This is a genomic window from Isoptericola sp. NPDC057653 (genome assembly GCF_042799955.1).
Classification (GTDB): Bacteria; Actinomycetota; Actinomycetes; order Actinomycetales; family Cellulomonadaceae; genus Isoptericola.
In genome coordinates, this window is sequence record NZ_JBHVHP010000002.1 from 433,425 (window position 1) to 458,545 (window position 25,121).

24 protein-coding genes are annotated in these 25,121 nt (G+C 75.3%); 10 read left to right on the forward strand and 14 right to left on the reverse strand.

Going from position 1 to position 25,121, the window contains the following annotated elements; genetic code table 11:
• Positions 1-35: 35 nt before the first annotated feature.
• The 6 genes from ruvX to ACFU9A_RS13245 all read right to left on the reverse strand — a co-directional run bounded on the left by ruvX (position 36) and on the right by ACFU9A_RS13245 (position 6,566).
• Entirely contained in the window at positions 36-584 is a 549-nt protein-coding gene (gene ruvX / locus ACFU9A_RS13220; protein ID WP_430575744.1) for a Holliday junction resolvase RuvX, read from the reverse strand.
• Positions 581-3,280: an alanine--tRNA ligase gene (alaS, locus tag ACFU9A_RS13225; RefSeq protein ID WP_430575745.1), complete on the reverse strand. Its 2,700-nt coding sequence runs from the start codon at positions 3,278-3,280 to the stop codon at positions 581-583. The genes ruvX and alaS overlap by 4 nt, the downstream gene beginning before the upstream one ends.
• A 160-nt stretch (positions 3,281-3,440) precedes the next feature.
• Positions 3,441-3,818, reverse strand: a complete 378-nt coding sequence (locus ACFU9A_RS13230; RefSeq protein WP_430575746.1) for a hypothetical protein — start codon at positions 3,816-3,818, stop codon at positions 3,441-3,443.
• Positions 3,818-4,195 (reverse strand): DUF948 domain-containing protein, encoded by a 378-nt coding sequence (locus ACFU9A_RS13235; protein WP_430575747.1) that lies wholly within the window; start codon positions 4,193-4,195, stop codon positions 3,818-3,820. Before ACFU9A_RS13235 ends, ACFU9A_RS13230 begins: the two co-directional genes overlap by 1 nt.
• Before the next feature lie 158 nt (positions 4,196-4,353).
• Entirely contained in the window at positions 4,354-4,980 is a 627-nt protein-coding gene (gene rpsD / locus ACFU9A_RS13240) for a 30S ribosomal protein S4 (RefSeq protein WP_430575748.1), read from the reverse strand.
• A 197-nt stretch (positions 4,981-5,177) separates the two neighbouring features.
• Entirely contained in the window at positions 5,178-6,566 is a 1,389-nt protein-coding gene (locus tag ACFU9A_RS13245; protein WP_430575749.1) for a replication-associated recombination protein A, read from the reverse strand.
• A gap of 50 nt (positions 6,567-6,616) precedes the next feature.
• On the opposite strand from ACFU9A_RS13245, the gene ACFU9A_RS13250 reads away from it, so the two are divergent.
• Entirely contained in the window at positions 6,617-8,074 is a 1,458-nt protein-coding gene (locus ACFU9A_RS13250; RefSeq protein ID WP_430575750.1) for an FAD-dependent monooxygenase, read from the forward strand.
• Between the two features lie 19 nt (positions 8,075-8,093).
• Here the strand turns inward: ACFU9A_RS13250 and ACFU9A_RS13255 are convergent, their stop codons facing one another.
• Positions 8,094-8,957 carry a GNAT family N-acetyltransferase gene (locus ACFU9A_RS13255; RefSeq protein WP_430575751.1) on the reverse strand — a complete coding sequence of 288 codons (864 nt, stop codon included), beginning with the start codon at positions 8,955-8,957 and terminating at the stop codon, positions 8,094-8,096.
• Positions 8,954-10,738 (reverse strand): aspartate--tRNA ligase, encoded by a 1,785-nt coding sequence (gene aspS, locus ACFU9A_RS13260; RefSeq protein ID WP_430575752.1) that lies wholly within the window; start codon positions 10,736-10,738, stop codon positions 8,954-8,956. The genes ACFU9A_RS13255 and aspS overlap by 4 nt, the downstream gene beginning before the upstream one ends.
• A gap of 477 nt (positions 10,739-11,215) precedes the next feature.
• Between aspS and ACFU9A_RS13265 the strand changes: the two genes are divergently transcribed.
• The 4 genes from ACFU9A_RS13265 (at position 11,216) to ACFU9A_RS13280 (ending at position 13,669) form a co-directional block, all read left to right on the forward strand.
• Positions 11,216-12,370: an SseB family protein gene (locus ACFU9A_RS13265; RefSeq protein WP_430575753.1), complete on the forward strand. Its 1,155-nt coding sequence runs from the start codon at positions 11,216-11,218 to the stop codon at positions 12,368-12,370.
• Positions 12,371-12,436: 66 nt separating this feature from the next.
• Positions 12,437-12,910, forward strand: a complete 474-nt coding sequence (locus ACFU9A_RS13270) for a PPOX class F420-dependent oxidoreductase (protein ID WP_430575754.1) — start codon at positions 12,437-12,439, stop codon at positions 12,908-12,910.
• Between the two features lie 72 nt (positions 12,911-12,982).
• Entirely contained in the window at positions 12,983-13,342 is a 360-nt protein-coding gene (locus ACFU9A_RS13275; protein WP_430575755.1) for a DoxX family protein, read from the forward strand.
• A gap of 12 nt (positions 13,343-13,354) precedes the next feature.
• Positions 13,355-13,669, forward strand: a complete 315-nt coding sequence (locus ACFU9A_RS13280; protein ID WP_430575756.1) for a DUF1330 domain-containing protein — start codon at positions 13,355-13,357, stop codon at positions 13,667-13,669.
• A 35-nt stretch (positions 13,670-13,704) separates the two neighbouring features.
• Here the strand turns inward: ACFU9A_RS13280 and ACFU9A_RS13285 are convergent, their stop codons facing one another.
• The 4 genes from ACFU9A_RS13285 to ACFU9A_RS13300 form a co-directional block, all read right to left on the reverse strand.
• Positions 13,705-15,876 (reverse strand): intein-containing Rv2578c family radical SAM protein, encoded by a 2,172-nt coding sequence (locus tag ACFU9A_RS13285; protein WP_430576466.1) that lies wholly within the window; start codon positions 15,874-15,876, stop codon positions 13,705-13,707.
• A 58-nt stretch (positions 15,877-15,934) separates the two neighbouring features.
• Positions 15,935-16,735: a hypothetical protein gene (locus ACFU9A_RS13290; protein ID WP_430575757.1), complete on the reverse strand. Its 801-nt coding sequence runs from the start codon at positions 16,733-16,735 to the stop codon at positions 15,935-15,937.
• Between the two features lie 57 nt (positions 16,736-16,792).
• Positions 16,793-17,005, reverse strand: coding sequence for a hypothetical protein (locus ACFU9A_RS13295; protein ID WP_430575758.1), 213 nt, complete (start codon positions 17,003-17,005; stop codon positions 16,793-16,795).
• An 82-nt stretch (positions 17,006-17,087) separates the two neighbouring features.
• Positions 17,088-17,666 (reverse strand): hypothetical protein, encoded by a 579-nt coding sequence (locus ACFU9A_RS13300; protein ID WP_430575759.1) that lies wholly within the window; start codon positions 17,664-17,666, stop codon positions 17,088-17,090.
• A 192-nt stretch (positions 17,667-17,858) separates the two neighbouring features.
• On the opposite strand from ACFU9A_RS13300, the gene ACFU9A_RS13305 reads away from it, so the two are divergent.
• The gene (locus ACFU9A_RS13305) at positions 17,859-18,242 is read left to right on the forward strand and encodes a VOC family protein (protein WP_430575760.1); all 384 of its coding nucleotides are present in this window, start codon (positions 17,859-17,861) and stop codon (positions 18,240-18,242) included.
• A gap of 39 nt (positions 18,243-18,281) precedes the next feature.
• Here the strand turns inward: ACFU9A_RS13305 and hisS are convergent, their stop codons facing one another.
• Together hisS and ACFU9A_RS13315 are read right to left on the reverse strand one after the other, a co-directional pair.
• On the reverse strand, positions 18,282-19,688 hold the full coding sequence (hisS, locus tag ACFU9A_RS13310) for a histidine--tRNA ligase (RefSeq protein ID WP_430575761.1): 1,407 nt from the start codon (positions 19,686-19,688) through the stop codon (positions 18,282-18,284).
• A gap of 62 nt (positions 19,689-19,750) precedes the next feature.
• On the reverse strand, positions 19,751-20,443 hold the full coding sequence (locus tag ACFU9A_RS13315; protein ID WP_430575762.1) for an MBL fold metallo-hydrolase: 693 nt from the start codon (positions 20,441-20,443) through the stop codon (positions 19,751-19,753).
• Positions 20,444-20,546: 103 nt separating this feature from the next.
• Between ACFU9A_RS13315 and ACFU9A_RS13320 the strand changes: the two genes are divergently transcribed.
• The 4 genes from ACFU9A_RS13320 to ligD all read left to right on the forward strand — a co-directional run bounded on the left by ACFU9A_RS13320 (position 20,547) and on the right by ligD (position 25,107).
• Positions 20,547-21,368, forward strand: coding sequence for a peptidylprolyl isomerase (locus tag ACFU9A_RS13320; RefSeq protein WP_430575763.1), 822 nt, complete (start codon positions 20,547-20,549; stop codon positions 21,366-21,368).
• A complete protein-coding gene (locus ACFU9A_RS13325) occupies positions 21,365-23,248 on the forward strand; it encodes a DUF349 domain-containing protein (RefSeq protein ID WP_430575764.1) in 1,884 nt (627 codons plus the stop codon). Before ACFU9A_RS13320 ends, ACFU9A_RS13325 begins: the two co-directional genes overlap by 4 nt.
• 73 nt (positions 23,249-23,321) lie before the next feature.
• Complete coding sequence (locus ACFU9A_RS13330; RefSeq protein ID WP_430575765.1) at positions 23,322-24,008, forward strand: hypothetical protein; 687 nt, start codon at positions 23,322-23,324, stop codon at positions 24,006-24,008.
• 10 nt (positions 24,009-24,018) lie between these two features.
• Positions 24,019-25,107, forward strand: coding sequence for a non-homologous end-joining DNA ligase (gene ligD / locus ACFU9A_RS13335; RefSeq protein ID WP_430575766.1), 1,089 nt, complete (start codon positions 24,019-24,021; stop codon positions 25,105-25,107).
• Positions 25,108-25,121: the final 14 nt, after the last annotated feature.

Genomic DNA, 25,121 nt, shown 5'->3' on the forward strand with positions numbered 1-25,121 from the left:
CTGGGAAGGGCACGATGGTCTGCTGTCCGGGCAGGTCAGGCGCCCGGCGTCCGCAACTCGACGAGCTCCCCGGTACGCCCCCCGGCCGTCCGCTCCGCGTCGAGTGCAGATTGCAGAATGATAACGGCTGCTGCCTGGTCGACGACAGACCGGTGTGTCTTGGTGCGTCGCCCGGCCGAACGCAGCTGCGCGTGCGCCGTCACCGTGGTCATCCGCTCGTCCACCAGCCGCACCTCCACGGGCGCGACGGCGGCGGCGAGCCGGCCCGCGAACTCGCGCGCGTCGGCGGTCGCGGCGCCCTCCGCGCCCGACAGGTGCCGGGGCAGCCCCACGTACACGACCGCCGCGAACCGGTCCTCGGCCTCCGCGGCGATCCGGGCGACGTCGGCCGTCGTCACGGGCGCGCCGGCGGCGTCGCGCGGCACCTCCAGCACCCGCGGCACGGTCTCGACGGGGGTCGCGACCAGCCCGTCGGGGTCGCTGGCGGCCAGGCCGATCCGGGCCTTGCCGACGTCGACGCCGAGGCGCGCGCCCCGCGGGAGCCCGCGGGGCGCGTCCTGCCCGGGCGAGGCCGGAACGGTCACGCGGTGGCCTGGGCCGCGCGGACGCCCTCGGGCACGCCGGCGAGCGCGCCGGGCAGGGCCGCCGCGTCGGTGCCGCCGCCCTGGGCCAGGTCCGGCTTGCCGCCGCCCCCGCCGCCGAGCGTCGTGGCCGCGGCCTTGACGAAGTCGCCGGCACGCAGGCCCGCCTCGCGGGCGCCCGCGTTCGTGGCGACGACCACCAGGGGGCGCCCGCCCGCGACGCCGCCCACGGCGACGAGCGCCGGCTCGGCGTCGCCCAGCCGGCCGCGCACGTCGAGGGCGAGCGCGCGCAGGTCGTCCGCCGACGCCACCTCGCCGGCGTCGTGCGCGACCACGCGGACCTCGCCCACGCGCTCCGCCTGCGCGGCCAGCGTGCCGGCGGCGGCGAGCAGGCGGTCCTGGCGCAGCCCGGCCAGCTCCTTCTCCGTCTCCTTGAGCCGGGTCAGGAGCGAGCCGACCCGGTCGGTCAGCTCGTCCGGGCGCGCGCCCAGCAGGCCGGTGAGCTGGCCCACCAGGGCGTGCTCCTTGGCCTGGAAGCCGTACGCTCCGTCGCCGACCAGCGCGTCCACGCGCCGCACGCCGGAGCCGATGGACGCCTCGCCGAGCAGCGCGACGCGGCCCACCTCGCCGGTGGCCTTCACGTGCGTGCCGCCGCACAGCTCGCGCGACCAGTCGCCGCCGATGGACACCACGCGCACCGTGTCGCCGTACTTCTCGCCGAACAGCGCCATGGCGCCCAGCTCGCGGGCGCGGTCGATCGGCATCGTCGCGTCGGTGACCTCGAGGTTCTCGGTCAGGCGCGCGTTCACCCGCTCCTCGATCTCGCCGAGGGCGTCCGCCGCCACCGGCGTCGGGGACCGGAAGTCGAAGCGCACGCGGCTCGGGGCGTTCTCCGACCCGGCCTGGGTGCGGTCCGGCCCCACCATCTCGTGCAGCGCCTTGTGGATCATGTGCGTGGCCGAGTGGGCGCGGCTGATCGCGACCCGGCGCGACACGTCGATCGTCGCGAGGCCCGGGTCGCCGAGCGCGACCGTGCCCTCGACCAGGCGGCCACGGTGCACCGACAGGCCCTTGACGGGCCGCTGCACGTCGTCGACCTCGATGGTCGCGCCGCCGTCGAGCACGATCGTGCCCTGGTCGGCGAGCTGGCCACCGGCCTCGGCGTAGAACGGCGTGCGGTCGAGGACGACCTCGACATCGGCGGGGGCGGACGCGGCGGGCGCGGGCACGCCGCCCACCAGCAGGCCGGCGACGGTCACCGACGCCTCGGTGTCCGTGTAGCCGAGGAACTCGACCGGCGCGACGAGCTCCTTGTTCAGGGTCTCGTACGAGCGCAGGTCCGCGTGCCCCGTCTTCTTGGCGAGCGCGTCCGCGCGGGCGCGCTGCTTCTGCTCCGCCATGAGGTCGCGGAACGCCTTCTCGTCGACCTGGACGCCCTGCTCGGCCGCCATCTCGAGCGTGAGGTCGATCGGGAAGCCGTACGTGTCGTGCAGCTGGAACGCCTCGGCGCCGCCGAGCACCGGGCTGGTGCCGTCGGCGGACCGCTTCGCGCGGCCCACGGCCGTGTCGAGGATGGTCGTGCCCTGCGCCAGGGTGCGGCGGAAGGCGTCCTCCTCGGCGTACGCGACGTCGCTGATGCGGCCGAACTCCGCCTCCAGCTCCGGGTAGGAGGCCTTCATGGCCTCCTTCGACACCGGCAGCAGCGAGGGCAGCGCGACCTCGTCGACCCCGAGCAGTCGCACCGCACGCACGGCGCGGCGGATGAGGCGGCGCAGCACGTAGCCGCGGCCCTCGTTCGAGGGCCGCACGCCGTCGCCGATCACCATGAGGGACGACCGCACGTGGTCCGCGATCACCCGCATCCGCACGTCGTCCTCGGCGTCGGCGCCGTACCGCTTGCCGGTCAGCTCCTCCACGCGGGTGATGACGGGGAACACCTCGTCGATCTCGTAGAGGTTCTCCTTGCCCTGCAGCAGGTACGCGATGCGCTCGAGACCCGCACCCGTGTCGATGCTCTTGTGGTCGAGCTCGCCCAGCAGCGGGTAGTTCTTGCCCTGGCCCTCGCCGCGCACGAACTCGTCGAAGACGAGGTTCCAGATCTCCAGGTAGCGGTCGCCGCCCGGGTCCACCGTGCCGCCCACGGCGTCGGGGCCGTACGCCGGGCCGCGGTCGTAGTGCCACTCCGCGCACGGGCCGGCGGGGCCGGGCTGGCCCGTGTCCCAGAAGTTCTCCTCGCGCGGCAGGCGCACCACGTGCTTCGGGTCCAGCCCGACGCCCTTCGTCAGCGCGTCGTAGGCCTCGGTGTCCTGCTCCCAGATCGTGACCCACAGGCGGTCGCCGTCGAGCCCGTAGCCGCCCGTGCCCTGCTCGGACGTGAGCAGCTCCCACGCGAAGTCGATGGCCTCGCGCTTGAAGTAGTCGCCGAACGAGAAGTTGCCGTTCATCTGGAAGAACGTGCCGTGCCGGGTGGTGCGGCCGACGTTCTCGATGTCGTTGGTGCGGATGCACTTCTGCACGCTCGCCACGCGCGGCCACGGCGCCGGCTCGGTGCCGAGGATGTAGGGGATGAACGGCACCATGCCGGCGATCGTGAACAGGATCGACGGGTCCGGCGAGACCAGGGGGGCGCTCGGCACGATGGCGTGCCCCTGGGACTCGAAGTAGTCGAGCCAACGCTTGCGGATCTCGGCGGTGCGCATGGTGTCCTTCGAAGGTGTGTCGAGCCGATGACGGCTGGTGACGGTCGTGGTGGCGGGTGCCGTGCCCACCCTCGCGGGCGGGCCGTCCCCTATTGTCCCGCGCGACGCCGGATGGTCGGAACGGGATTTTCCCGGACGGGGGCGGAGCGGCCCGCCCGGGTCAGAACGAGTAGCCGAGGTCGGCCTCGTCGGCCGCGACCTCGGCGTCCGGGTCCGCGGCCGCGTGCCGGGCGTGACCCGGCGCGCCGCGGCGCAGGTCCGCGGCGCTCAGGCCGCTGGCGCGCACGTCGTCCGGGTCGGGCTGGCCCTCGGCGAGCAGCGCGGCCGTGAGCTCGGCCTCGCGGGCGGTGCGCGCCTGCGTGAACTCGCGACGGAACGTCGCGACGAACGTCTCCGCGCGCTGCCCGGCGTCCTGCGCGGCCCGCTCGGCCCGGTCGACGACGGCCTCCGGCGTGTACCGCAGGACCAGCTTGCGGCCCTGGCGGACGACGACGACCGTCACGACGACGCCGACGCCGACCCAGAACAGCCGGCGCATCAGCGGTCGGCCTTCGCCGAACGGCTCGCGCGGGACGCGCCCGCGAACGCCTGCCGCACGCCGTAGGAGAACGCCGCGACCTTCACCAGCGGGCGGCCGAGCGTGGAGGCGTACAGGCCGGCCAGCGCCGACACGTTCTCGCTCACCTGCGCGGCCGACGTGGTGATCGTGTCCACCTTGACCAGCTGGTCGTTGGTCGAGGCCACCGTGGTGGCCGCCTCGTCGAGGATCGGCACGGAGTGCTCGGTGACCTCGCGGATGGAGCGCGTCGCCTCGTCGAGCACGCGCCCCAGCTTCACCAGCGGGATCGCGAGCAGCCCCACGAGCAGCACGAACGCGACGGCCGCGATGAGCCCGGCCACGTCACCCATCGACATCAGATCTCTCCTCGCACAGGCGTCAGACGGTCGGTCGTCACCCTATCCCGGGCGACCACCCGAAACGGCGGACGCCCCGCCCCCGCGACGGCGGGAGACGGGGCGTCCAGCGCTTGCAGCACTCTCGGCTGCGGTGCGCGGTCAGCGCACGCGGAAGATCAGCGCGCGTAGAACTCGACCACGAGCTGCACCTCGCAGGTCACGGGGACCTCGGCGCGCTTCGGCTTGCGGGTCAGCGTGGCCGAGAGCTTCTCGAGGTTGACCTCGAGGTAGCCCGGCACGGCCGGCAGCACGTCGCGGTGGGCGCCGGCGGCGGCGACCTGGAACGGCGTGGTGGCCTGCGACTTCGGCTTGACCTGGATGGTCTGGCCCGGCTTCACGCGGAACGACGGACGGTCGACGATCTTGCCGTCCACCAGGATGTGACGGTGCGTCACGGCCTGGCGGGCCTGCAGGATGGTGCGGCCGAAGCCGGCGCGCAGCACGAGGGCGTCGAGACGCGTCTCGAGGTCCTCGACCATGACCTCACCGGTCAGGCCCGGGTGCTTGCGGGCGGTCTCGTAGACCTTGACGAGCTGCTTCTCGCGCAGCGCGTACTGGGCGCGCAGACGCTGCTTCTCGCGGAGACGGACCGCATAGTCCGACTCGGTGCGGCGACGAGCGCGGCCGTGCTCACCCGGGGGGTAAGGGCGCTTCTCGAAGTGGCGGACGGCCTTCGGCGTCAGGGCGAGGCCGAGCTTGCGGCTCAGGCGGACCTGGCGGCGCGACTTGGTGACAGCGGTCACTGGTTGCTTCCTGTCCTTCGGTGATGGATGAGGTCACACCCGTGCATCCCCCGCGGGGGAAGGTCGGGTGCGGGACCAGCCGATGGAACTCCCTGCGCGCGATGGCGGGGTGCTCACGGGGCCGAGGTCCCAGGCGGTCGCCGGAATCGGCAACCGCAGTATCTTATCGCATCCTCCGGGCCCGGGCCGCCGACCCGTCAGGCGTCGTCGAGGATCTGCCGGATCCGCGTCAGCCGGTCGGTGACCTGCTTCTCGAAGCCGCGGTCGCTCGGCGCGTAGTAGCGCCGCCCCGCGAGCTCGTCCGGCAGGTACTGCTGCGCCGCGATGGCGTGCGGCGCGTCGTGCGCGTAGCGGTAGCCCTTGCCGTGCCCGAGCCCGTCGGCACCGGCGTAGTGCGCGTCGCGAAGGTGCGGGGGCACCACACCCGCCTTGCCCGCCCGCACGTCCGCGAGCGCCGCGTCGACGCCGAGGTAGGCGGCGTTCGACTTGGGCGCGGTCGCGAGGTGCACGACGGCCTCCGCGAGGACGATGCGCCCCTCGGGCATCCCGATGAGCTGCACGGCCTGCGCCGCGGCCACGGCGGTCTGCAGGGCGGACGGGTCGGCCATGCCGACGTCCTCCGCCGCGGAGATCACCAGGCGACGGGCGATGAACCGCGGGTCCTCCCCCGCGGCGACCATGCGGGCCAGGTAGTGCAGGGAGGCGTCGACGTCGGAGCCGCGGATGGACTTGATGAACGCGGACACGACGTCGTAGTGCTGGTCCCCGTCACGGTCGTAGCGCACGGCGGCGACGTCGACGGCGCGCTCGACGGTGTCCAGGTCGACGGGGACGGCGGCGTCCGCCGCGCGGCCGGGGTCGGCGTCGGCGAGCGCGGCGCCGGCGGCCGCCTCGAGGATGGTGAGCGCCTTGCGCGCGTCGCCGCCCGCCATCCGCACGAGCTGGTCCTCGGCGTCGGCGGCGAGCTCGACGGAGGCGCCGAGGCCGCGCTCGTCCGCGACGGCACGGCGCACGAGCGCGCGCACGTCGTCCGCGGTCAGGGGCTTGAGGGTGAGCAGCAGGGAGCGGCTCAGCAGCGGGGAGTTCACCGAGAACGACGGGTTCTCCGTGGTGGCGGCCACGAGCGTGACCCAGCGGTTCTCGACGCTGGGCAGCAGCGCGTCCTGCTGGGTCTTGGAGAAGCGGTGCACCTCGTCGATGAAGAGGACGGTCTCCTCCCCGCCGGTGGCGAGGCGACGCCGCGCGTCCTCGACGACCTGGCGCACCTCCTTGACCCCGGCGGTGACGGCGGAGAGCTCGACGAAGCGGCGCCCGGAGGACGTCGCGACCAGGTACGCCAGGGTCGTCTTGCCCACGCCCGGGGGGCCCCAGAGGATCACCGACCCGGGCGCGGCGCGCCGGGCCGACTCGTCGTCGGGCTCCACGAGCCGGCGCAGCGGCGAGCCCGCCACCAGGAGGTGGCCCTGCCCGGCGACCTCGTCGAGGGTGGCGGGCCGCATGCGCACGGCCAGGGGGGCGCTCGGTCCGGTGCGCCCGGTCGCCGGCGTGCCGCGGGTGCCGGTGAGCGCGGCGTCGAACAGGTCCATGCCCCCAGCCTACGGAGCGTCACCCACGCTCCCGTCCCTAGGGTGGAGGCATGGCGGTCGACGGCGAGGTCGGGGCGGACGCGGACGTGGTCGTCGTCGGGGCGGGGCCGACCGGCCTCCTCCTGGCGGGCGACCTGGCCGTGGCGGGCGCGCGGGTGACCGTGCTCGAGAAGCGCCCGGCGGGCCTGAGCAACCTCACGCGCGCGTTCGCGGTGCACGCGCGCAGCCTCGAGGCCCTCGACGCGCGTGGCCTGGCCGACGAGCTCGTCACCACCGGCCGGGAGGTGCGCGCGCTGCGCGTCTTCGGGCGGGTGGAGGTCCGCCTCGACACCCTCCCGGGCCGGTTCCCGTTCGTGCTCGTCACCCCGCAGTACGAGGTCGAGCGCCTGCTGCGCCGGCGCGCGGAGGCCGCGGGCGCCCGCTTCCGGCACGACGTGGAGGTCACCGGCCTCGCCCAGGACGACGACGCGGTCACCCTCACGACGACGGGCCCGGACGGCGCGGCGACGGTGCGCGCGCCGTGGGTGGCCGGCACGGACGGGGTGCGCTCGACGGTGCGCCGGGCCGCGGGCGTCGCGTTCCCCGGCGAGACGGTGATCCGCGCGATGGTGCTGGCCGACGTCCGCGTGGCCCGTCCGCCGCAGGACGTCCTCACCGTCGCCTCCGCGGGCGGCTCGCTGGGCTTCCTCGCGCCCTTCGGCGGCGGCTGGTACCGGTTCATCGGCTGGGACGAGGAGATCGACCCGGGCGACACCGACCGTGCGGTCGACCTGGACGAGGTCCGCGCCGTCGCGCGGGCGACCCTCGGGGACGACCTCGGGATGCACGAGCTGCGCTTCGCGACCCGGTTCGCGGCGGACGAGCGCCAGGCCACCCGGTACCGCGCCGACCGCGTCCTGCTGGCGGGCGACGCCGCCCACTGCCACAGCCCGGCAGGCGGCCTCGGCATGAACACGGGCCTGCAGGACGCCGCGAACCTGTCGTGGCGCCTCGCGGCCGTCGTGCGCGGCTCCGACGCGGACGTGCTCGACGGCTACGCCGACGAGCGGTACCCGGTCGGGACGCAGGTGCTGCGCACCAGCGGCGCCCTGCTGCGCCTGGCCACGCGTCCCGGGCCGGCGGCGGCCGCGGCGCGCGCCGTCCTGGCCACCGCCCTCGCGCGCGTGGCGCCCGCCCGCCGGCGGGCGGCTGCCACCGTCTCCGCGCTCGGGGTCCGGTACCCGGCCCCCGCGGGCGCCCATCCCGCGGCGGGACGGCGCGTGCCCGACCTGCCGCTGGTGCCCGACGGCGCCGGGACGCGTATGGCGGAGGCGCTGCGGGCCGGCCGGTTCGTCGTCGTCGGGCCGGGGTCGGGCGCGCCGGCGGCGGTCCCCGCGGCTCCGGGCGAGGTCGACCCGGCAGAGCGCGTCGTGGTGCGGCGCGCCGACGGATGGTCCGCGACGCTGCTGGTCCGCCCGGACGGCTACCTGGCCGACGCCGTCGACCCCGCCCACGCGGCCGACGACTGACGCGCGCCGCGGGGTCCGGTCAGGGGCGAGAGCTCTCGAACTCCTGCGCGGGGTCGAAGCCCAGCCGCAGGTAGAGGCGCCGTGCCGCCTCGTTGTGGGCGTACACCCCCAGGGTGACCATCGACGTCTCGGCGAGGCCCGCCCGCGTGGCCGCGGCGGTCACCGCGGCGGCGATCCCCCGCCCGCGCCAGGCCGGGTCGGTCCCGATCGAGCCCAGCGCCCAGGGGCGGCCCGGGACGCGCCGTGACGCGCCCGCGACGCCCCGCACCACGCCGTCTTCGTCGCGCCAGCCCCACCAGCGGGAGCGGGGCTCGCCGACGGGCAGCTCACCTCCCGGGTGCGCGACGGCGAGGCACGCGGCCGCCTCGGCGCGCTCGTCGGCGCTCGTGAGCTCCGTGACGCGGTCCTCGCCCGGCACGACGGGCGGCGGCTCCGTGGCGCACATCCAGTCCCACGCGTCGAACGGTGCGCGGTCGAAGGGCGCCGGGACGACGAGGCCGTCCGGGGGGACGACGCCGGACAGCGTCGCGTGCGTGCCCCGCGGCATCGACGCCCGCACCACCGGGCCCAGTCCTCCGACGGCGGAGAGCTCCGCCTCGGCGGCCAGCACCAGGCGCGACGCGCCGTCGGCGCCGCCCACGGCGAGGACGCTCACCCCCGTCGGGGCGTGGTCGACGGCGAGCGGGCGCACGCCGTCGATCCGTTCCCGCCAGCGCAGGCGGACCAGGAAGGCGTCGTCGTCGAACCAGACGTGGCTGGCGTCCCACCCGCCGTGGGCGGCCTCGGCGACGACGACGGGGTGGTGCGCCCAGCGCGCAGGCACGCTCGCCCCGGCCACCTCGGTGACCGGGGCGAGGGCGTGCCCGTCGAGGGTGCTGGTCACTCCCCCGCGACCGGCGGCTCGTCCTGCGGCGGGGCGTCCACGCCCGCCTCCTTGCGCTGCTCCGGCGTGATCGGCGCCGGCGCGTCGGTGAGCGGGTCGTAGCCGCCGCCCGACTTCGGGAAGGCGATGACGTCGCGGATCGACGGCGACTTCGTCAGCAGCGCGACGATGCGGTCCCAGCCGAACGCGATCCCGCCGTGCGGCGGCGCGCCGAACTTGAACGCGTCGAGCAGGAAGCCGAACTTCTCCTGGGCCTCGGCCGGGCCGATGCCCATGACGTCGAAGACCCGCTCCTGCACGTCGCGGCGGTGGATACGGATGGAGCCGCCGCCGATCTCGTTGCCGTTGCACACGATGTCGTAGGCGTAGGCCAGGGCGTTGCCCGGGTCGGACTCGAAGCTGTCGATCCACTCGGGCTTGGGCGACGTGAACGCGTGGTGCACGGCGGTCCAGGCGGAGTGGCCGAGGTCGACGTCGTCGTCCTCGCCGGTCGGCTTGAACAGCGGTGCGTCCACGACCCACACGAACGCCCACGCGTCCTCGTCGACCTGGCCGGTGCGGTGCGCGATCTCGATGCGGGCGGCGCCGAGCAGCGCGCGGGCCTCCGAGGTCCGGCCGGCCGCGAAGAACACGGCGTCCCCCGGCTGCGCGCCGGTGGCGGCGGCGAGGCCCTCGCGCTCGGCGTCGGACAGGTTCTTGGCGACCGGGCCGCCGAGCGTGCCGTCCTCGCCGTACGTCACGTAGGCGAGACCCTTGGCGCCGCGCTGCTTGGCCCACTCCTGCCAGGCGTCGAACTGGCGGCGCGGCTGCGACGCGCCCCCGGCCATGACGACGGCGCCCACGTACTCCGCCTGGAAGACGCGGAACGGCGTCTCGGCGAAGTACTCCGTGAGCTCGACGAGCGGGTTCCCGAAGCGCAGGTCCGGCTTGTCCGTGCCGTACAGGCGCATCGCCTCGGCGTAGGTCATGCGGGCGATCGGCGTCGGGATCTCGACGTCGATCAGCTTCCACAGCGCGACGAGGACCTGCTCGGCCAGGGCGATGACGTCGTCCTGGTCCACGAAGCTCAGCTCGACGTCCAACTGCGTGAACTCGGGCTGGCGGTCGGCACGGAAGTCCTCGTCGCGGTAGCAGCGGGCGATCTGGTAGTAGCGCTCGAGGCCGCCGACCATGAGGAGCTGCTTGAACAGCTGCGGGCTCTGCGGCAGCGCGTACCAGCTGCCGGGCGCGAGGCGGGCCGGGACCAGGAAGTCGCGGGCGCCCTCGGGCGTCGACCGGGTCAGGGTGGGCGTCTCCACCTCGACGAAGTCGTGCTCGTCCAGCACGCGCCGCGCCGCCTGGTTCGCCTTCGAACGCAGCCGCAGGGCGTGCGCCTGGCTCGGGCGGCGGATGTCGAGGTAGCGGTGCTTGAGGCGCGCCTCCTCGCCGATCGTCTCCGTGTCGGCCAGGGCCGTGGAGACCTGGAACGGCAGCGGGGCCGACTCGTTGAGGACCACGACCTCCTTGGCCACGACCTCGATCTCGCCCGTGGCGAGGTTCGGGTTGGCGTTGCCCTCCGGGCGGCGGCCGACCTCGCCGGTCACCTGCAGCACGAACTCGGAGCGCAGCGGGTGGGCCACGGACTCGTCCCGGATGACGACCTGGGAGATGCCCGAGGCGTCGCGCAGGTCGATGAAGGCCACTCCCCCGTGATCCCGGCGGCGATCGACCCACCCCGTGAGGGTGACGGTCTGGCCGATGTGCTCGGCCCGCAGTGAGCCGGCCGTGTGGGTGCGGAGCACGGAGGGGTCCTTTCGTGACGGGTGGTGGGCGGGTGGTGCCGCCGTCCCGGTGCCCGGCCGGGGCGGCCGTCGCGCCCCGTCGGGGCGACGTGGCGAGTTTAGTCGCTGCGCCCCGGGCCACCTCCGCCTTTTCGGACGCCGGAGGGCGCGTCGACCGCCGAGGTGTGTTGCCGTGGTCACAAACCGCCCCTCTCGTTACTCTCTTCCGGGGCGGGACCGGGTGAGAACCGGTGGCTGACCTGCGGGGGGACCTGGACACGAGCCTGGACACGAGCCTGGGCCTGCGCGCGGGCGCGGACGGGGCGGGGGCACCACCAGCAACGAGACGGTCGGCACCAGAAGGCGCGGCGGCGAGGACACAGTGGAGGACTGATGGCACTCGAACGGGTCTCCCGAGAGCCCCTGACCAGCGACGCCGAGGACCGCACGCCCCGCACCGCGCTCACCTCCGACCCGACACTGGAGACCTGATCGACCATGACCGACGCCACCCACGACGCAGCGCCGGCGCAGCAGCCCGGCACCCCGGGGCCGCTCGCGACCGCGCTCGCCCGCGCCGACCGTGACGCGGCCCTCCGGGCCCTCCGCGACGCCCCCGTCGTCGTCCCGGTCCTCCCGCGCGAGGACGAGACCCCGCAGGTGCGCGTCTTCCCGGCACCCGAGGGCGGGACGCTCCCCTACGCCCTGTGCCTGTTCTCGTCGGCCGGTGCCCTCGAGCGGTTCCTGGCCGACGACCCCTCGCGGGCCTACAGCCTCCGGCGGCGGGACTCGCTGATCCCGTTCCTGCACCGGCACGGCGCCGTCATCGACCGGGTCGTCGTCGACCCCGGGAGCACCGACGCGATGACCCTGGGGGTGGCCGAGCTCGGCGCGGCGCTCGGTCCCGGCGACGACGCCGACGCGACCGGCCTGGCCGACGGCACCGGCGCGGGCATCAGCTTCGAGGGCCTGCAGGCGATGGCGAGCGTGGACGAGCCCGGCGGGTCGCGCGGCATCGGCATCGAGCTCAACCTGCCGGACCACTGGGCGCTCGTCGACCTGGAGGACGAGGCCCAGCGGGACCTGCAGATCCGCGCGGTCGTCAAGCAGCAGGGCGCCGCCCTGGGAGACCGCGGGGCCGCGCTGCGACGCGACCTGCGCGACCAGCTCACCGCCGTCGCCACGAGGGCCGCCGCCGCCGGCGGGCAGGTCATGGCCTACCTGGTGCTGCCGGGCAAGGACGCCGCCCTCGCGCTGAACCTCACGCTGTACTGGCACGACCTCGGCCCCGAGGCGGGCGGCGTCACGCACCTGCAGCGCATCCACGACCGGCTCCAGCCGCGGCTCGGTCCCGACGACGCGCTCACCGTCACCGACACCCTCTCCGGCCCGTTCCTGCGGCACGTCCGGGTGACCCCGGGCTCGGCCGAGCTGGGCGGCCAGGACGTCCCGCTCCTCCTCGTCGACTACTGGGCGCCCGCGCCCGGCGCGCAGGCCGTCGCCCGGCTCGCGTTCTCCACCCCGCACGTGGAGATCCGCGACGCCATGCTGGGACTGACCGACAAGGTCCTGTTCGCCACCGAGTGGCTCATGAGCGCTCCCGGCGACGTCCCGGACGAGGCCGCCCCCGGCGCCGCGCCCGCTCTCCCCTGATCCGCCCGTCCCCGCCCGTCCCCGCGCGTCGCCCTCGCCGCGCACCGCCACCACGAAGGGCCGCCCATGGCACCCCGCATCGCCACCACCACCCGCGTCGAGCGCGACGACCTGCTCGACCTCCTCCGCGCGCGACACCACGGCGTGCTCGTCACCACCCGGAACGACGGGTCGCCGCAGCTCAGCCCGGTCACGTTCGGCGTCGACGAAGCGGGGCGCGTCGTCGTGTCGACCTACCCCGACCGCGCCAAGGCGGTGAACCTGCGCCGTCGGCCGCAGGCGTCGTTCCTCGCCCTGGGCGACGACTTCGACGACGCCTGGGTGCAGGTGGACGGCACGGCCGAGGTGATCGACGTCCCGGACTCCGTCGAGCCGCTCGTCGAGTACTACCGCGCGGCCGCCGGCAAGGAGCACCCCGACTGGGCCGAGTACCGCGAGGCGATGCTGCGCCAGGGAAAGAGCGTCGTACGGATCACGATCGACCGCTGGGGGCCGGTCGCGACCGGCGGGTTCCCCGCCCGGCTGGTCGACGGCGACTGATCCGCTCCGGCGGGCTGAGAGCCTGGTCACACCTCCCGCCCGGCGCCCGCGTGGGCACGTAGCGTCGGGCCCATGGCGACGTTGCCCGACCCCGTGTGGCCCGTGCTGGTGCTCGCCCTCGTGTGCGCCGGCGACGCCCTGCTGTGCCTCAGGCCCGTGTCGTTCATCGCGCAGTGCTTCCGGGACGTGGGCTTCCCGGAGCAGTGGTGGTGGGTCATGCCGTGGATCAAGGCGGCCGCCACGGTCGGCCTGGTCGCCGGGATCTGGGTGCCGGCGCTCGGGCTCGTGACGTCGGTCGCGCTCGTCGTGTACTTCGTCCTCGCGCTCGCCTTCCACGTGCGGGCCCGCGACTTCGGCCGCAACTTCTTCGTCAACGCGACCGGCATGTTCCTGCTGTGCGCGTTCGTGCTCTGGTTCTCGTTCCTGCGCTGAGAGGCTGATCCTGTGAGCCCTGACCTTCGCCCCGTCACGCTGTGCGTGCTGCTGTGGGCCGCCCCGGGCGAGGCCGACCTGCTGACCTCCTACGAGTCGGAGGTGCTCGCGCTGGTCCCCCGGCACGGCGGCCGCGTCGTCTCGCGGGTCCGCTCCCTCGACGCCGGGACGAGCACCGACGACCCGACCGAGATGCAGGTCATCGAGATGCCGGACGAGGCCGCCCTCGCGGCCTACATGGCGGACCCCGAGCGGACGGCGCGGCTCGACGTCCGCGACCGGGCCGTCGCGCGCACGCAGATCCTGCGGGTGTCGCCGGTCGACTGACCGCACAGCCCGCCGGAGCGACACGGTCGAAGCCGTCAGAACAGGAGCTCCTCCTGCTCGGCGGCGCGCCCTGCCGACGTGGTCCGACGCTCGGGGATCGAGTGCTCGACGATCGAGCCGGCCGGGTAGTCGCCCTCGTCGTGCGGGCGCAGCTCGTCCGGGAACCGGCCGGTGGCGCCCGACCGCGCACGGTGCCCGGAGGAGCCGAACCCGCGCTCGACGAGCAGGGGCTCCACCCGGTCCCACAGCCACTGCCGGTACGCCTCCAGGGCGTACGTGCCGCGGGAGAACACCCGGCCGTAGCCGGCCACGACGCGCGGGTGGTCGCGCTCGAGCCACTGCAGGTACCACTCGCGCGTGCCCGGCTTGAGGTGCAGCGGCACCACCGTGACGCCCGTCGCCCCGGCGTCCGCCACCGCGTCGAGCAGCCGCCGCAGGTGGTCGCGCGAGTCGGTGAGCCACGGCAGCACGGGCGCCACCATCACGCCGCAGGGCAGCCCCGCCGCGCGCACCGCCCGGATGAGATCGAGGCGGGCCCGGGGCGTCGGCGTGCCGGGCTCGACCGCCTGCTGCAGCTCCTCGTCGGCGAACGCGAGGGACACACCCAGCCCCACCTCCACCTTGCGTGCCGCCTCGGCGATGAGCGGCAGGTCGCGTCGCAGCAGCGTGCCCTTCGTGAGGATCGAGAACGGCGTCCCCGAGTCCGCGAGCGCCCCGATGATCCCCGGCATGAGGCGGTACCGCCCCTCCGCCCGCTGGTACGGGTCGGTGTTGGTGCCGAGCGCCACCGGCTCCCGCCGCCACGACGGCCGCGCGAGCTCCGTGCGCAGCACGGCGTCGACGTTCATCTTCACGACCACCTGGGAGTCGAAGTCCCGGCCGGCGTCCAGGTCGAGGTACTCGTGGGTGGGGCGGGCGAAGCAGTTGTGCGAGACGACACCGTTGGCGACGAAGTCTCCGGTGCCGGTCGTGATGTCGACCATCTCCTGCTCGACGCCGAGGTCTTCGACGCTCGTCACCCTGAGGTCGCTGGAGGTCGTGACCGCGTCGCCGACGATCGTCGGCCTGCGCGTGATCGCAGGGGCGACGAGGTGAAGGAGGCGTCGCCGGGCCGCGAGTCCTCCGGCGACCCGGACGGTGAGGACGCCGTCCGCACGCGCTCGCTCCCGGACGTTCGGCACACCGAGCTGGTCCAGGTAGGTGCCCGCACGAGTCACGATCTCCTCGTCGCCGTGCGAGATGCGCAGGACGCCTCGCGAGGACGCCCCCTCGGCATCGAAGGTCCCCGCAAGAAACCCCCGCTTCCATGCGTCGGCAGGCTCATCGGGCCACCTGATGGTCCGGTTGATCGTCTCGTGGTCCGCACGACGGCCCGAGTAGATGCAGTCCACGGCCCGCCTCGTCGGGGTCGCCGGGCGGAACGGCCGCCTCTTGAGGGCGACCCCTTCGAGAGTCAGGTACTCGGCCGAGCGGTCGAGCGCCTCGGCGTCGGTCAGCGCGAGCCGGAAGTGCGTCACGCGTCGCGTTCGCCCGTCGTCCGCCTGGTGGGCCTTGGACAGGAGCATCCCGTCGCCGCGAATCATGCCGGTGAGGTAGCCGAGGCGGTACTCACGAGACTCACCCGGCCCGGACCTCGCGGCCGTCGGCAGGCCCCGGCCGAACCCCATCAGCGCGTCGTCCGTCGTCAGGTACGGGCGCTGCGGTGCACCTCGCCCCGGGCGGGCCACGTGCGTCCACCCGCGGTCCCGCGCGAGGAACCGATGATCGCCGCTCGCGACGATCTCGGTCCCGTCGGCCAGCGTCACGCGGTACGCCCTCTTCACCTCGCGCCACACGGCCTCGACCGACGTCTCGGCATAACGACGAGACCCGCCGGCCCTGACCGTGCCCACGATCTTGTCGCCGACCCGGACGTCACGGATCGGCCTCTGGCGGCCGTCCGCCATCAGGACGAGCGTGTCGGGGCTGGTGCAGTACCGGCACGCATGACTGCAGCCGCGGTAGGGGTTGACCGTCCAGCCGAAAGGCATCCGCGACGCGGCGGGCACCTTGGTGAGCGCGCTCTTCGCCATCACCTCGTGGAACGTGACGTCGGCGAACTCCGGCGTCCGCACGCTGCGCACCAGGCCGAGCCGCGCCAGGCCCGACCGCTCCAGGCCCGGCAGCGCGCCGTCGTCCGCCCCGATCGCCTGCCCGTCCCACCGCACCCACGCATTCGAACACATGTTCGATCCCGTGTCCAGCCCCGGCGCGGGGAGCCGGCGCTCAGCCGCGGGCGCGCGTGAACGCTCGCCGCAGCCGCTCGCCCAGGGATGCCGGCCGGTCGTGCACCTCCGAGAGGAGCACCTCCACCACGTCGAGGGCCGCCGCGGCCACCTGCCGGGGCCGCGGCGCGTCCGGGTCCGTCCAGTCGCCCTCGGGCGCCTCCGGGAGCAGGTCGTCCAGGTCGCCGTGCACGGTGACGCCGCGCTGTCGCAGCCACGCGACCCACTCCCCGCTGCGCTCGGCCACCCAGGGCAGGTCGTCGGGCCCCACGGTGATCGCCGCGGAACGCCGAGGGGCCAGCGCGTGCGCCACCACGAGCCCGTCCACCAGCGGCGACAGGTCCCCGCCCCGGTGTGCCCGCGCGCCCAGGCGGCCGTTGAGGCGACGCAGCACCTGCGCCTCCGGCACCCCGACCGACGCGTTCACCCGCGCCGCCTCGCGCGGCACCCAGGCCGGGTCCACGTCGAGGGCGTCGAGGAACCGCACCCAGAGCAGGTCCTCGGCCCGGCCCGGGGGCGGCGCCGTCACCACGTGGATCCGCTCCCGCGGCAGGCCGCTCCCCCACGTGGTGAGGACACGGGTCGGGTCGAACGACCTCATGAACGCGGACCGCCCCTCCCGCGCGCGGTCGAGGAAGTCACGCAGGGTCCTGCGGGCACCGAACTTGAGGGACTCCTGCCACCCGCTCGCGAGCTCCCGCGCGAGGTCGCGCGCGGTGAGCACGAGCCGGACGTCGGCACCGGACGCAGCGAGGTCCGCGAGCGCCCGCTCGGCCTGCCCGGGGGTCGCCTTGGCGAGCACCTCGTGGCTGAGGACGACGTCGCCGGACGCCCGCCCGGCCTTCGCGACCAGCCGGTCTCAGGCTCCGTCCACCCGCCGGGGCTCGACGCCGTGGTCGGTGCCCGTGAGGTCGAGCGCCGCCCAGTAGTGCAGCCGCGGCTCGCCGAGCGCGCCCGTCGGGTAGCGGACGTGGTGACGGCGCAGCTGCCGCCGGTTGGCGTGCAGTCGCGACTGCAGGTACGTCGTGCCGGACTTCGGCGTGCCCACGTGGAGGAAGACTCGGTGCGGCATGGTTCCACGGTCGCACTCCACCCTGGACCCGCGCTGGAGCGCGCGCGGGGGGCGGGGCCGGCTGCGGCCGGCTCAGGCCGGCTCAGGCCGGCACGGGCCACCGGAAGGCGAGCGCCGCCGCGGCCGGCGCCGGGCCGCGCTGGGCGACGTACCGCTTGAGGTCGCCGCGGAAGGCGACCTCGCCCGGCACCTGGAGCAGGGTCTGCGGGCGCACCTTCCAGCGCGGCAGGCCCAGGTCGGCCACGCCGGCGCCGTGCAGCACCTGGTAGACGAACTCCGAGCAGAAGAACCGCCGGTCGTCCTCGGAGCCGCGGCCGAACAGCCCGCTCACGAGGCCCGGGGCGTTGTAGGTGTAGGTGTGGCTGTCGAGGAGGAACTCGGCCACCTGCCCGCAGACGGCCTCGCGCTGGGCGGCGGTCACCGGCACCTCGAGCACGACGCCGGGCAGCACCGGCATGTCGCGGTAGAGGTCGTCGTCGAGCCGCTCGCGCTTGAAGCACCCCACGAACGGGTTGCCGGCGCGGCGCCGCCCGAAGCTGAACATCAGCTCGAGGTCGGCGTCGAGGGCCAGGGCCGCGTGGGTGTACTCGTCGCGTGTCGCCAGACGGATCGTCCGGGAGAGGACGGTGCTGCTGCGGGACAGGACGACGTAGATGCTCACGGGCGCCACCGTAGCGGCTCCGACGGTCCGTCCGGCCAGGTCAGGCCCAAGTTCAGGGTGATTCTCAGGGGCGCCTCAGGGTGCGCGGGGGACAACCCCCGCGGGCGGTCCCCCGCTCAGTTCCCGCGGCGCGCCGGGTCCACACCCCAGGGCCCGGGACCGCCGGGCCGCGACCGACCCGAGGAGTCCCCCGTGTTCACCGTGCATCGTGCGTTCAGCAGCTTCTCCGTCGACGACCTCGACGCCGCCGAGACCTTCTACCGCGACACCCTGCGGCTCGCGGCGCGGCGCACGCCGATGGGGCTCGAGCTCGACGTCACGGGGGGCTCCCCCGTGTTCGTCTACCCCAAGGGCGACGCGCACGAGCCCGCCGGCCACACCGTCCTCAACCTCGTCGTGCCCGACGTCGCCGCGGCGGCCGCCGACCTGCACGACGCGGGCGTCGAGCTGGTGCGCTACCCCGGGTTCGCGCAGGACGCCGACGGCGTGGTCCGCAGCGACGACCCGCGCCAGGGCCCGACCATCGCGTGGTTCCGCGACCCCGCGCGCAACGTCGTCGCGCTCATCGAGGCGTGAGCGCCGCGGTCCCGGTCCGGGGACCGGGACCAGGACCGCTCAGCCGGCCGCGACCGCGGGGACCACGCGCGGGTGCAGGTCCTCCGCCGGCGGCGCCCACGAGTCGGCGTGCGCGTCCACCTGCTCGCCGGAGCGGATGTCCTTGACCTGGCCGGCGAGCGCGTCGGCCGCCGGCTCCCCCTCGGCGCCCGGACCGGCCGGGAACCAGACGAAGGGGATGCCGCGGCGGTCGGCGACCTTGATCTGCTTGCCGAACTTCGCCGCGGTGGGCGCGACGTCGGCCGGGACGCCGCGGGTCCGCAGCGCGGTGGCGACGGCGTCGGACTGCGCGCGGTGCTCCTCGTCGCTCACCGCGACGAGGACTGCGGTGGGCACGCCGCGCGTCGCGGCGACCAGCCCCGCGGACAGCAGCCGCGACACGAGGCGCGAGACCCCGATCGAGAGTCCCACGCCGGGGTACGTGTTCTTGCCGTCGGAGGCGAGGGTGTCGTAGCGGCCGCCGGAGCAGATCGAGCCGAGCTGCTCGTGGCCCACGAGGACCGTCTCGTAGACGGAGCCGGTGTAGTAGTCGAGCCCTCGGGCGATCTTGAGGTCCGCGACGACGACGCCGGGTGCGCGGCGCGCGGCCGCCTCGATCAGCGCGGCGAGCTCGCCGAGCCCGGTCTCCAGCAGCTCCGTACCGGCGGCGTAGGACGCCGCGAGGGCCCGCACGCGCTCGACGACGCCGACGTCCTCGCCCGAGATCGCGGCCAGCTCGAGGCACGCCTTGGCCTGCTCGGGCGTGGCACCCTGCTCGGCCTGCAGGAGCTCCGCGACCGCGTCGGGGCCGATCTTGTCGAGCTTGTCGACCTGGCGCAGGACGCCCTCGACGTCCTCGAGGCCGAGGCCCCGGTAGAAGCCCTCGGCGACCTTGCGGTTGTTCACGAGGATGCGGACCTCGGGCACGCCGACGTCGCGCAGCGCGCCGAGCGCCTCGGCCATGACCAGCGGCAGCTCGACCTCGTAGTGGTACGGGAGCTCGCCCGCGCCGACGACGTCGATGTCGGCCTGGACGAACTCCCGGAAGCGGCCGTCCTGGGGACGCTCGCCGCGCCACACCTTCTGGATCTGGTAGCGCTTGAAGGGGAACGCGAGGCGGCCGGCGTTCTCGAGCACGTAGCGCGCGAACGGGACGGTGAGGTCGAAGTGCAGGCCCAGCTGCTTCTCGCCGCGGTCCGGGGACGCGTCGGCCTGGCCCTCCTCCTGGAGCCTGCGCAGCACGTAGACCTCCTTGGAGGTCTCGCCCTTGCGCAGCAGCTGGTCGAGCGGCTCCACGGCCCGCGTCTCGATGCCGGCGAACCCGTGGAGCTCGAAGGTGCGGCGCAGCGTGTCGAGCACGTGCTGCTCCACGACGCGACCGTCGGGGAGCAATTCGGGGAAGCCGGAGAGCGGGGTGGGGCGTGCCATGGTGCACATCTTCCCAGACCGCGGGGCCGTCCGGCGCGCCCGTCCGCGTCGCGGCCGCCGCGTCAGCGCAGGTACGGGTTGGTGGCGAGCTCGCGGCCCACGGTCGTCGTCGGGCCGTGCCCGGGCACGACGTCGAGCGCGGGGTCGAGGCCGCCCACGACGTCGCGGAGCGTGCGCGCCATCGTCGCCGGGTCCCCGCCCGGCAGGTCGGTGCGGCCCACCCCGCCCGCGAACAGGACGTCGCCCGCGAGCACGACGTCCCCGACGACGTAGAGGGTGGAGCCCTCCGTGTGCCCGGGTGCGTGGAGCGCCCGCAGCCGTACCTCCCCCGCGACGAGCCCGCCGTCGGCGCCGTCGAACGGCTCGACGACCGCCGGGGCGCGGTAGTCCTCCGGGCGCCGGCCGGTGGCCGCGAGCGCCTGCGCGAGTGCGCCGCTGACACCGGGGTCCGCGGCCTCGGTGCCGAGGGTGCCGAACGGGTCGCCGAGCCGGTAGGCGTCGGCGGCGTGCAGGCGCAGGGGCACGTCGTACCGGTCGCAGAGGGCGGCGGCGTCCCAGGTGTGGTCCACGTGCCCGTGCGTGGCGAGGACGGCGCGAGGAACCAGGCCCCGCTCGGCGACCAGCCGCTCGACCCCCGGCGCGGTCCCGGCGCCGGCGTCGACGACCACGCAGTCCGCGTCGCGCCCGTCCGGACCCGCGACCACGACGCAGCAGTTGGTGGCGAAGACGGGGGCGACGACGAGGAGGATCTGCACGGCCTCCACGCTAGCGTCCGCGCCGTCGGCGGCGGGCCGGCCGTCCCTGCGGGTGTGACCTGCGTCCCGGCCTCTAGACTGTCCTCCGCGCGCGGAAGTTCCCGTGCGAGACGGGACGACCGAGGAGGTGCCCCCGACGGTGGCGGCCACCAAGCGCGAGCGTGAGTACGCCCGCAAGCGGCAGGAGAAGTGGGAGCAGCGGCAGGCGCAGGCGCGCGCCCGGCGGCAGCGGGCGTTCGCGATCGTGGCGATCGTGGCCGTCCTCGCACTCGTGGGCGGCGGCTTCGTGATCGCGAACCTCGGCAGCGCCGCGAACCCGACCGCCACCCCGACGCCGCGGGCCGCCGGGGACTGCCCCGCCGCCTCGACCGAGGCCCGCTCGGGCGGGGACCTGCCCGACCCGTCGGCCGCCGAGGACCGCACCTGGACCGCCACGCTGGACCTGTGCGCGGGCGGGACCGACTCGCAGGTCGTGGTCGAGCTGGACGGCGCCGCCGCCCCGCAGGCGGTCGCGAGCTTCGTGTCCCTCGCGAAGAAGGGGTACTACGACGACACCCCCTGCCACCGGCTCACCACGCAGGGCATCTTCGTGCTCCAGTGCGGCGACCCGACGGGGACGGGCACCGGCGGCCCGGGCTACTCGTACGGCCCGATCGAGAACGCCCCGAAGGACGACGTGTACCCCGCGGGGACCATCGCGATGGCCCGCCAGGGCAACGACGGCGAGTCGATGGGCTCGCAGTTCTTCATCGTGTACCAGGATTCGACCATCCCGTCCGACACCGCGGGCGGGTACACGGTGCTCGGCACCGTCACGTCCGGCCTGGACGCCGTCCAGGCAGTCGCTGACGAGGGCAAGTCGAGCGGAACCGGCGACGGTCCGCCCAACAGCCCCGTCATCATCGAAGGAGTGGAGACCCAGTGAGCGAGAGCACCCCCGGCTCGACCGGCCCCGAGGAGACCCCGGCCGGCACCGAGGAGACGGCCGAGACTCCATCGCAGACGACCCCGGACCAGGCGGCCCCGCCGACCCCGGCTACCGACGAGCAGCCCGCCGCTGCCGAGGCCGCCGTGACGGCGGAGCCCCAGGCCACGGAGGCGGACCCCGCGCCCGAGACGGCGGACGCCGCCCCGGAGCCCGGGACGACCGCCGACCCCGAGGCCACCGGCACCCCCGCGCCCGAGCAGGCCGAGGCGCCCGCCGAGCCCGAGGCCCAGACGCCCGCCGAGCCCGAGCCCGCCGAGGCGCCCGCCGAGCCCGGGGCTGCTGAGGCCGCGGCGCCCGAGGCTGCTGAGGCCGCGGCGCCCGAGGCCGCTCCGGTCGAGGCCGCTCCGGTCGAGGCCGCTCCGGTCGAGCCGACCCCGGCCCCGGCGAAGCCGGCGGCGCCGGCGGCGCCCAAGCCGTCGGCCGTGCCGAAGCCCCGGCCGGGCGCGCCCAAGCCGTCGGCCGTGCGCCGTCCGGCGGCGCCCACGCCCGCGGACGTCCCGCCCGCCGAGTCCGCCACCCCGGTGACGCCGGTCGCGCCGCCCGCCCACGACGCCGCCCAGGCGGCCGCCGCCGAGGCGTTCGGCCGGGTGGACGAGGACGGCACCGTGTACGTGCGGGAGGCTGCCGGCGAGCGCCAGGTCGGCCAGTTCCCTGGCGTCGACACCTCCGAGGCGATGAGCCTCTACGTGCGCCGGTACCTCGACCTCGACGCCAAGGTCGCCCTGTTCGAGACGCGTCTCGACAGCGCCGACCTGTCCGTGCGGGAGATCGACCAGACCCTCACGAAGCTCGCCGAGGAGACCGGCGAGCCGGCCGCCGTCGGCGACCTGGACGCCCTGCGCTCCCGCGTCGAGGGCCTCAGGGCCCGCGCGGCGGAGCGGCGTGCGGCGCTCGAGCAGGAGCGTGCCGCGGCCAAGGCGGAGGCCGTCGCGGCTCGCACGGAGATCGTCGACGCGGCCGAGAAGATCGCCGGCACCGACCCCGCCAAGATGCAGTGGCGCCCGGCGGGCGAGGAGCTGCGCGGCCTGCTCGACCAGTGGAAGGACGCGCAGCGCAACGGGCCGCGCATCGACCGTCCGACGGAGGAGGCCCTCTGGAAGCGGTTCAGCCACGCCCGTACCGCGTTCGACCGTGAGCGTCGGCACTTCTTCGCCGACCTCGAGCAGCGCAACAGCGCCGCCAAGGCGGAGAAGGAGAAGCTGGTCGCCGAGGCGGAGGCCCTGAGGGACCACACCGACTGGGGTGCGACCGCGGCGGCCTACCGCGACCTCATGGCGCGCTGGAAGGCCGCCGGCCGGGCCAGCCGCAAGGACGACGACGCGCTGTGGGCCAAGTTCCGGGCCGCGCAGGACGCCTTCTTCGGGGCGCGGGACGCGGAGAACGCGGCGATCGACGCCGAGTACGGGCAGAACCTCGTGGTCAAGGAGGCGCTGCTCGTCGAGGCGGAGGCGCTGCTGCCGGTCACGGACCTCGCCGCCGCGAAGGCCGCGCTGCGCGACCTGCAGGAGCGGTGGGAGGACGCCGGCAAGGTGCCCCGAGGCGACGTGCAGCGCGTCGAGGGCCGCATGCGCGCGGTCGAGACGGCGGTCCGCAACGCGGAGCAGGCCCGCTGGGACCGCACCAACCCCGAGACCCGTGCGCGGGCCGAGGGCGCGGCGGCGCAGCTCGAGGCGGCCATCGAGGGCCTCGAGCGCGACCTCGCCGCGGCGCGCGAGTCCGGCGACGCCCGCCGGGTCGAGGAGGCCGAGACCGCCCTCGCCGCCCGCCGCGCGTGGCTGGAGCAGGTGGTGCGCGCGGCCGAGGAGACCCGCGGCTGACGCTGCGCGCCTCGCGGCCGCGGCCGTCCACAGGCCGCCCCTGAAGGGGTCCACGACCGGATACGTTCCGGTCGTGGACCCCTTCGCCGTCTCGGCCTCGCTCCCCCGGCACCCGCGCGCCGACGCCGGCACCGCCCGGTTCGGGGCGCTCCTCGCCCCGCCGCCGCGGGGGTCGGGCCCGCTGGTGCGCCCGCACGACGTTGGCGGGCGGGCCGCCTGGGACGTGCTGGTGCGGGACGGCGCCCTCGAGGTCCTCCGCGGGGACGCAGCCGTCGCCGCCGGGACTCCGGTGACCCCCGCCCTGCGGGCGACGCTGCTCGCGGCGGAGCTGCCCACCGGCGGTGTCCTCGCGGGCCGCAGCGCCGCCTGGGTGCACGCCGGGCGGCCTGCGGCGGTCCAGGCGGCGGCGTGCCTCGACGTCACCTACGCCGCCGGTGGTCACCGGCCGGAGGTCTGGGGCGCCGGGCTCGTGTGGCAGGCTCCGTTGCTCCGTGGCGACACCCAGGAGGTCGGCCGGGTGCGCGTGACGGCCCCGCTGCGGACCGTCGTGGACGTCGCCCTCCACGTCCCCGGCGACGAGGGGGCCGCCGGGCTCGCCCGCGTCCTCGCGGGCGCGTGCGGGCTGGACCTCTCCGACGCGGCGCGGCTGCTGGAGCGCCGGACCCGCGCGGTCGGGCGGCCGCGGGCGCGCCACGTGCTCGAGCTCGCACGCTCCGGGGCGACGGAGCCCCTCCGTGCGGCGCCCGTCGCCCTGCCCTAGGTTGAGGCGCATGGCCCCCGCCGCACCCGCCGTCGAGCTCGACGCCGCCGGACGCGCCGTCCGCGTCTCCAGCCCCGACCGCGTCGTCTTCCCCGAGCTGCCCGACCGCCCGGGACTCACGAAGCGCGAGATCGTCGAGTACTTCCTGTCCGTGGGCGAGGGCATCCTCGGCGCCCTGCTGCACCGGCCGACCACCCTCGAGCGGTGGCCGAAGGGCTGGTGGCCCGAGGCCGTGATGGCCACGCGCGCGGACAACCGCGGCGACGCGTTCTACCAGAAGCGCCTCCCCCAGGGGGCACCGGACTGGGTGGAGACCGCCACCATCGCCTTCCCCAGCGGACGCACGGCCGACGAGGTGGCGCCCACCGAGCTGGCGGTCGTCGCGTGGGCGGCGAACCTCGGCACCCTCACGTTCCACCCGTGGCCCGTGCGGCGCGACGACGTCGAGGCCGTGGACCAACTCCGCATCGACCTCGACCCCCAGCCCGGCACCACGTTCGACGACGCCGCCACCGTCGCTCCCCACCTGCGCGACCTGCTCGCCGAGCTCGGCCTCACGGGCTACCCGAAGACGTCGGGTGGGCGGGGCCTGCACGTCTTCGTTCCGCTCGCGCCCCGCTGGTCGTTCCAGCAGGCCCGACGCGCCACGATCGCCGTCGGCCGGGAGCTGGAGCGGCGCCTCCCCGACCAGGTCACCACCAAGTGGTGGAAGGAGGAGCGGGGCGTCAAGATCTTCGTCGACTACAACCAGATGGCGCGCGACCGCACCATCGCGTCGGCGTACTCCGTGCGCGCCAACAAGCGCGCCACCGTCTCCACCCCGCTCGAGTGGGACGAGGTCGGCGAGGTCCACCCGGACGACTTCGACGTCACCACCGTGCCCGCCCGGTTCGCCGAGCGCGGCGACCTGTTCGCGCCGCTGCGCGCCGACCGCGACCCCGCGCTCGACTGCTCGCTCGACGCCGCCCTCGAGCTCGCCCGCCGCGACGAGGAGGAGCACGGGCTGGGCGACCTGCCCTATCCCCCCGAGTACCCGAAGATGCCGGGCGAGCCGAAGCGGGTGCAGCCCAGCCGCGACACGGACCGCAAGCGGTCCTGACCCCGCCCGCGACG

Excerpts from the sequence above, each read along its gene's own strand:
- alaS (WP_430575745.1), bottom strand. The coding sequence starts at position 3,280 with ATGCGCACCGCCGAGATCCGCAAGCGTTGGCTCGACTACTTCGAGTCC.
- ACFU9A_RS13230 (WP_430575746.1), bottom strand. The coding sequence starts at position 3,818 with ATGCGCCGGCTGTTCTGGGTCGGCGTCGGCGTCGTCGTGACGGTCGTC.
- ACFU9A_RS13235 (WP_430575747.1), bottom strand. The coding sequence starts at position 4,195 with ATGTCGATGGGTGACGTGGCCGGGCTCATCGCGGCCGTCGCGTTCGTG.
- ACFU9A_RS13245 (WP_430575749.1), bottom strand. The coding sequence starts at position 6,566 with ATGGACCTGTTCGACGCCGCGCTCACCGGCACCCGCGGCACGCCGGCG.
- ACFU9A_RS13250 (WP_430575750.1), top strand. The coding sequence starts at position 6,617 with ATGGCGGTCGACGGCGAGGTCGGGGCGGACGCGGACGTGGTCGTCGTC.
- ACFU9A_RS13265 (WP_430575753.1), top strand. The coding sequence starts at position 11,216 with ATGACCGACGCCACCCACGACGCAGCGCCGGCGCAGCAGCCCGGCACC.
- ACFU9A_RS13270 (WP_430575754.1), top strand. The coding sequence starts at position 12,437 with ATGGCACCCCGCATCGCCACCACCACCCGCGTCGAGCGCGACGACCTG.
- ACFU9A_RS13275 (WP_430575755.1), top strand. The coding sequence starts at position 12,983 with ATGGCGACGTTGCCCGACCCCGTGTGGCCCGTGCTGGTGCTCGCCCTC.
- ACFU9A_RS13295 (WP_430575758.1), bottom strand. The coding sequence starts at position 17,005 with ATGCCGCACCGAGTCTTCCTCCACGTGGGCACGCCGAAGTCCGGCACG.
- hisS (WP_430575761.1), bottom strand. The coding sequence starts at position 19,688 with ATGGCACGCCCCACCCCGCTCTCCGGCTTCCCCGAATTGCTCCCCGAC.
- ligD (WP_430575766.1), top strand. The coding sequence starts at position 24,019 with ATGGCCCCCGCCGCACCCGCCGTCGAGCTCGACGCCGCCGGACGCGCC.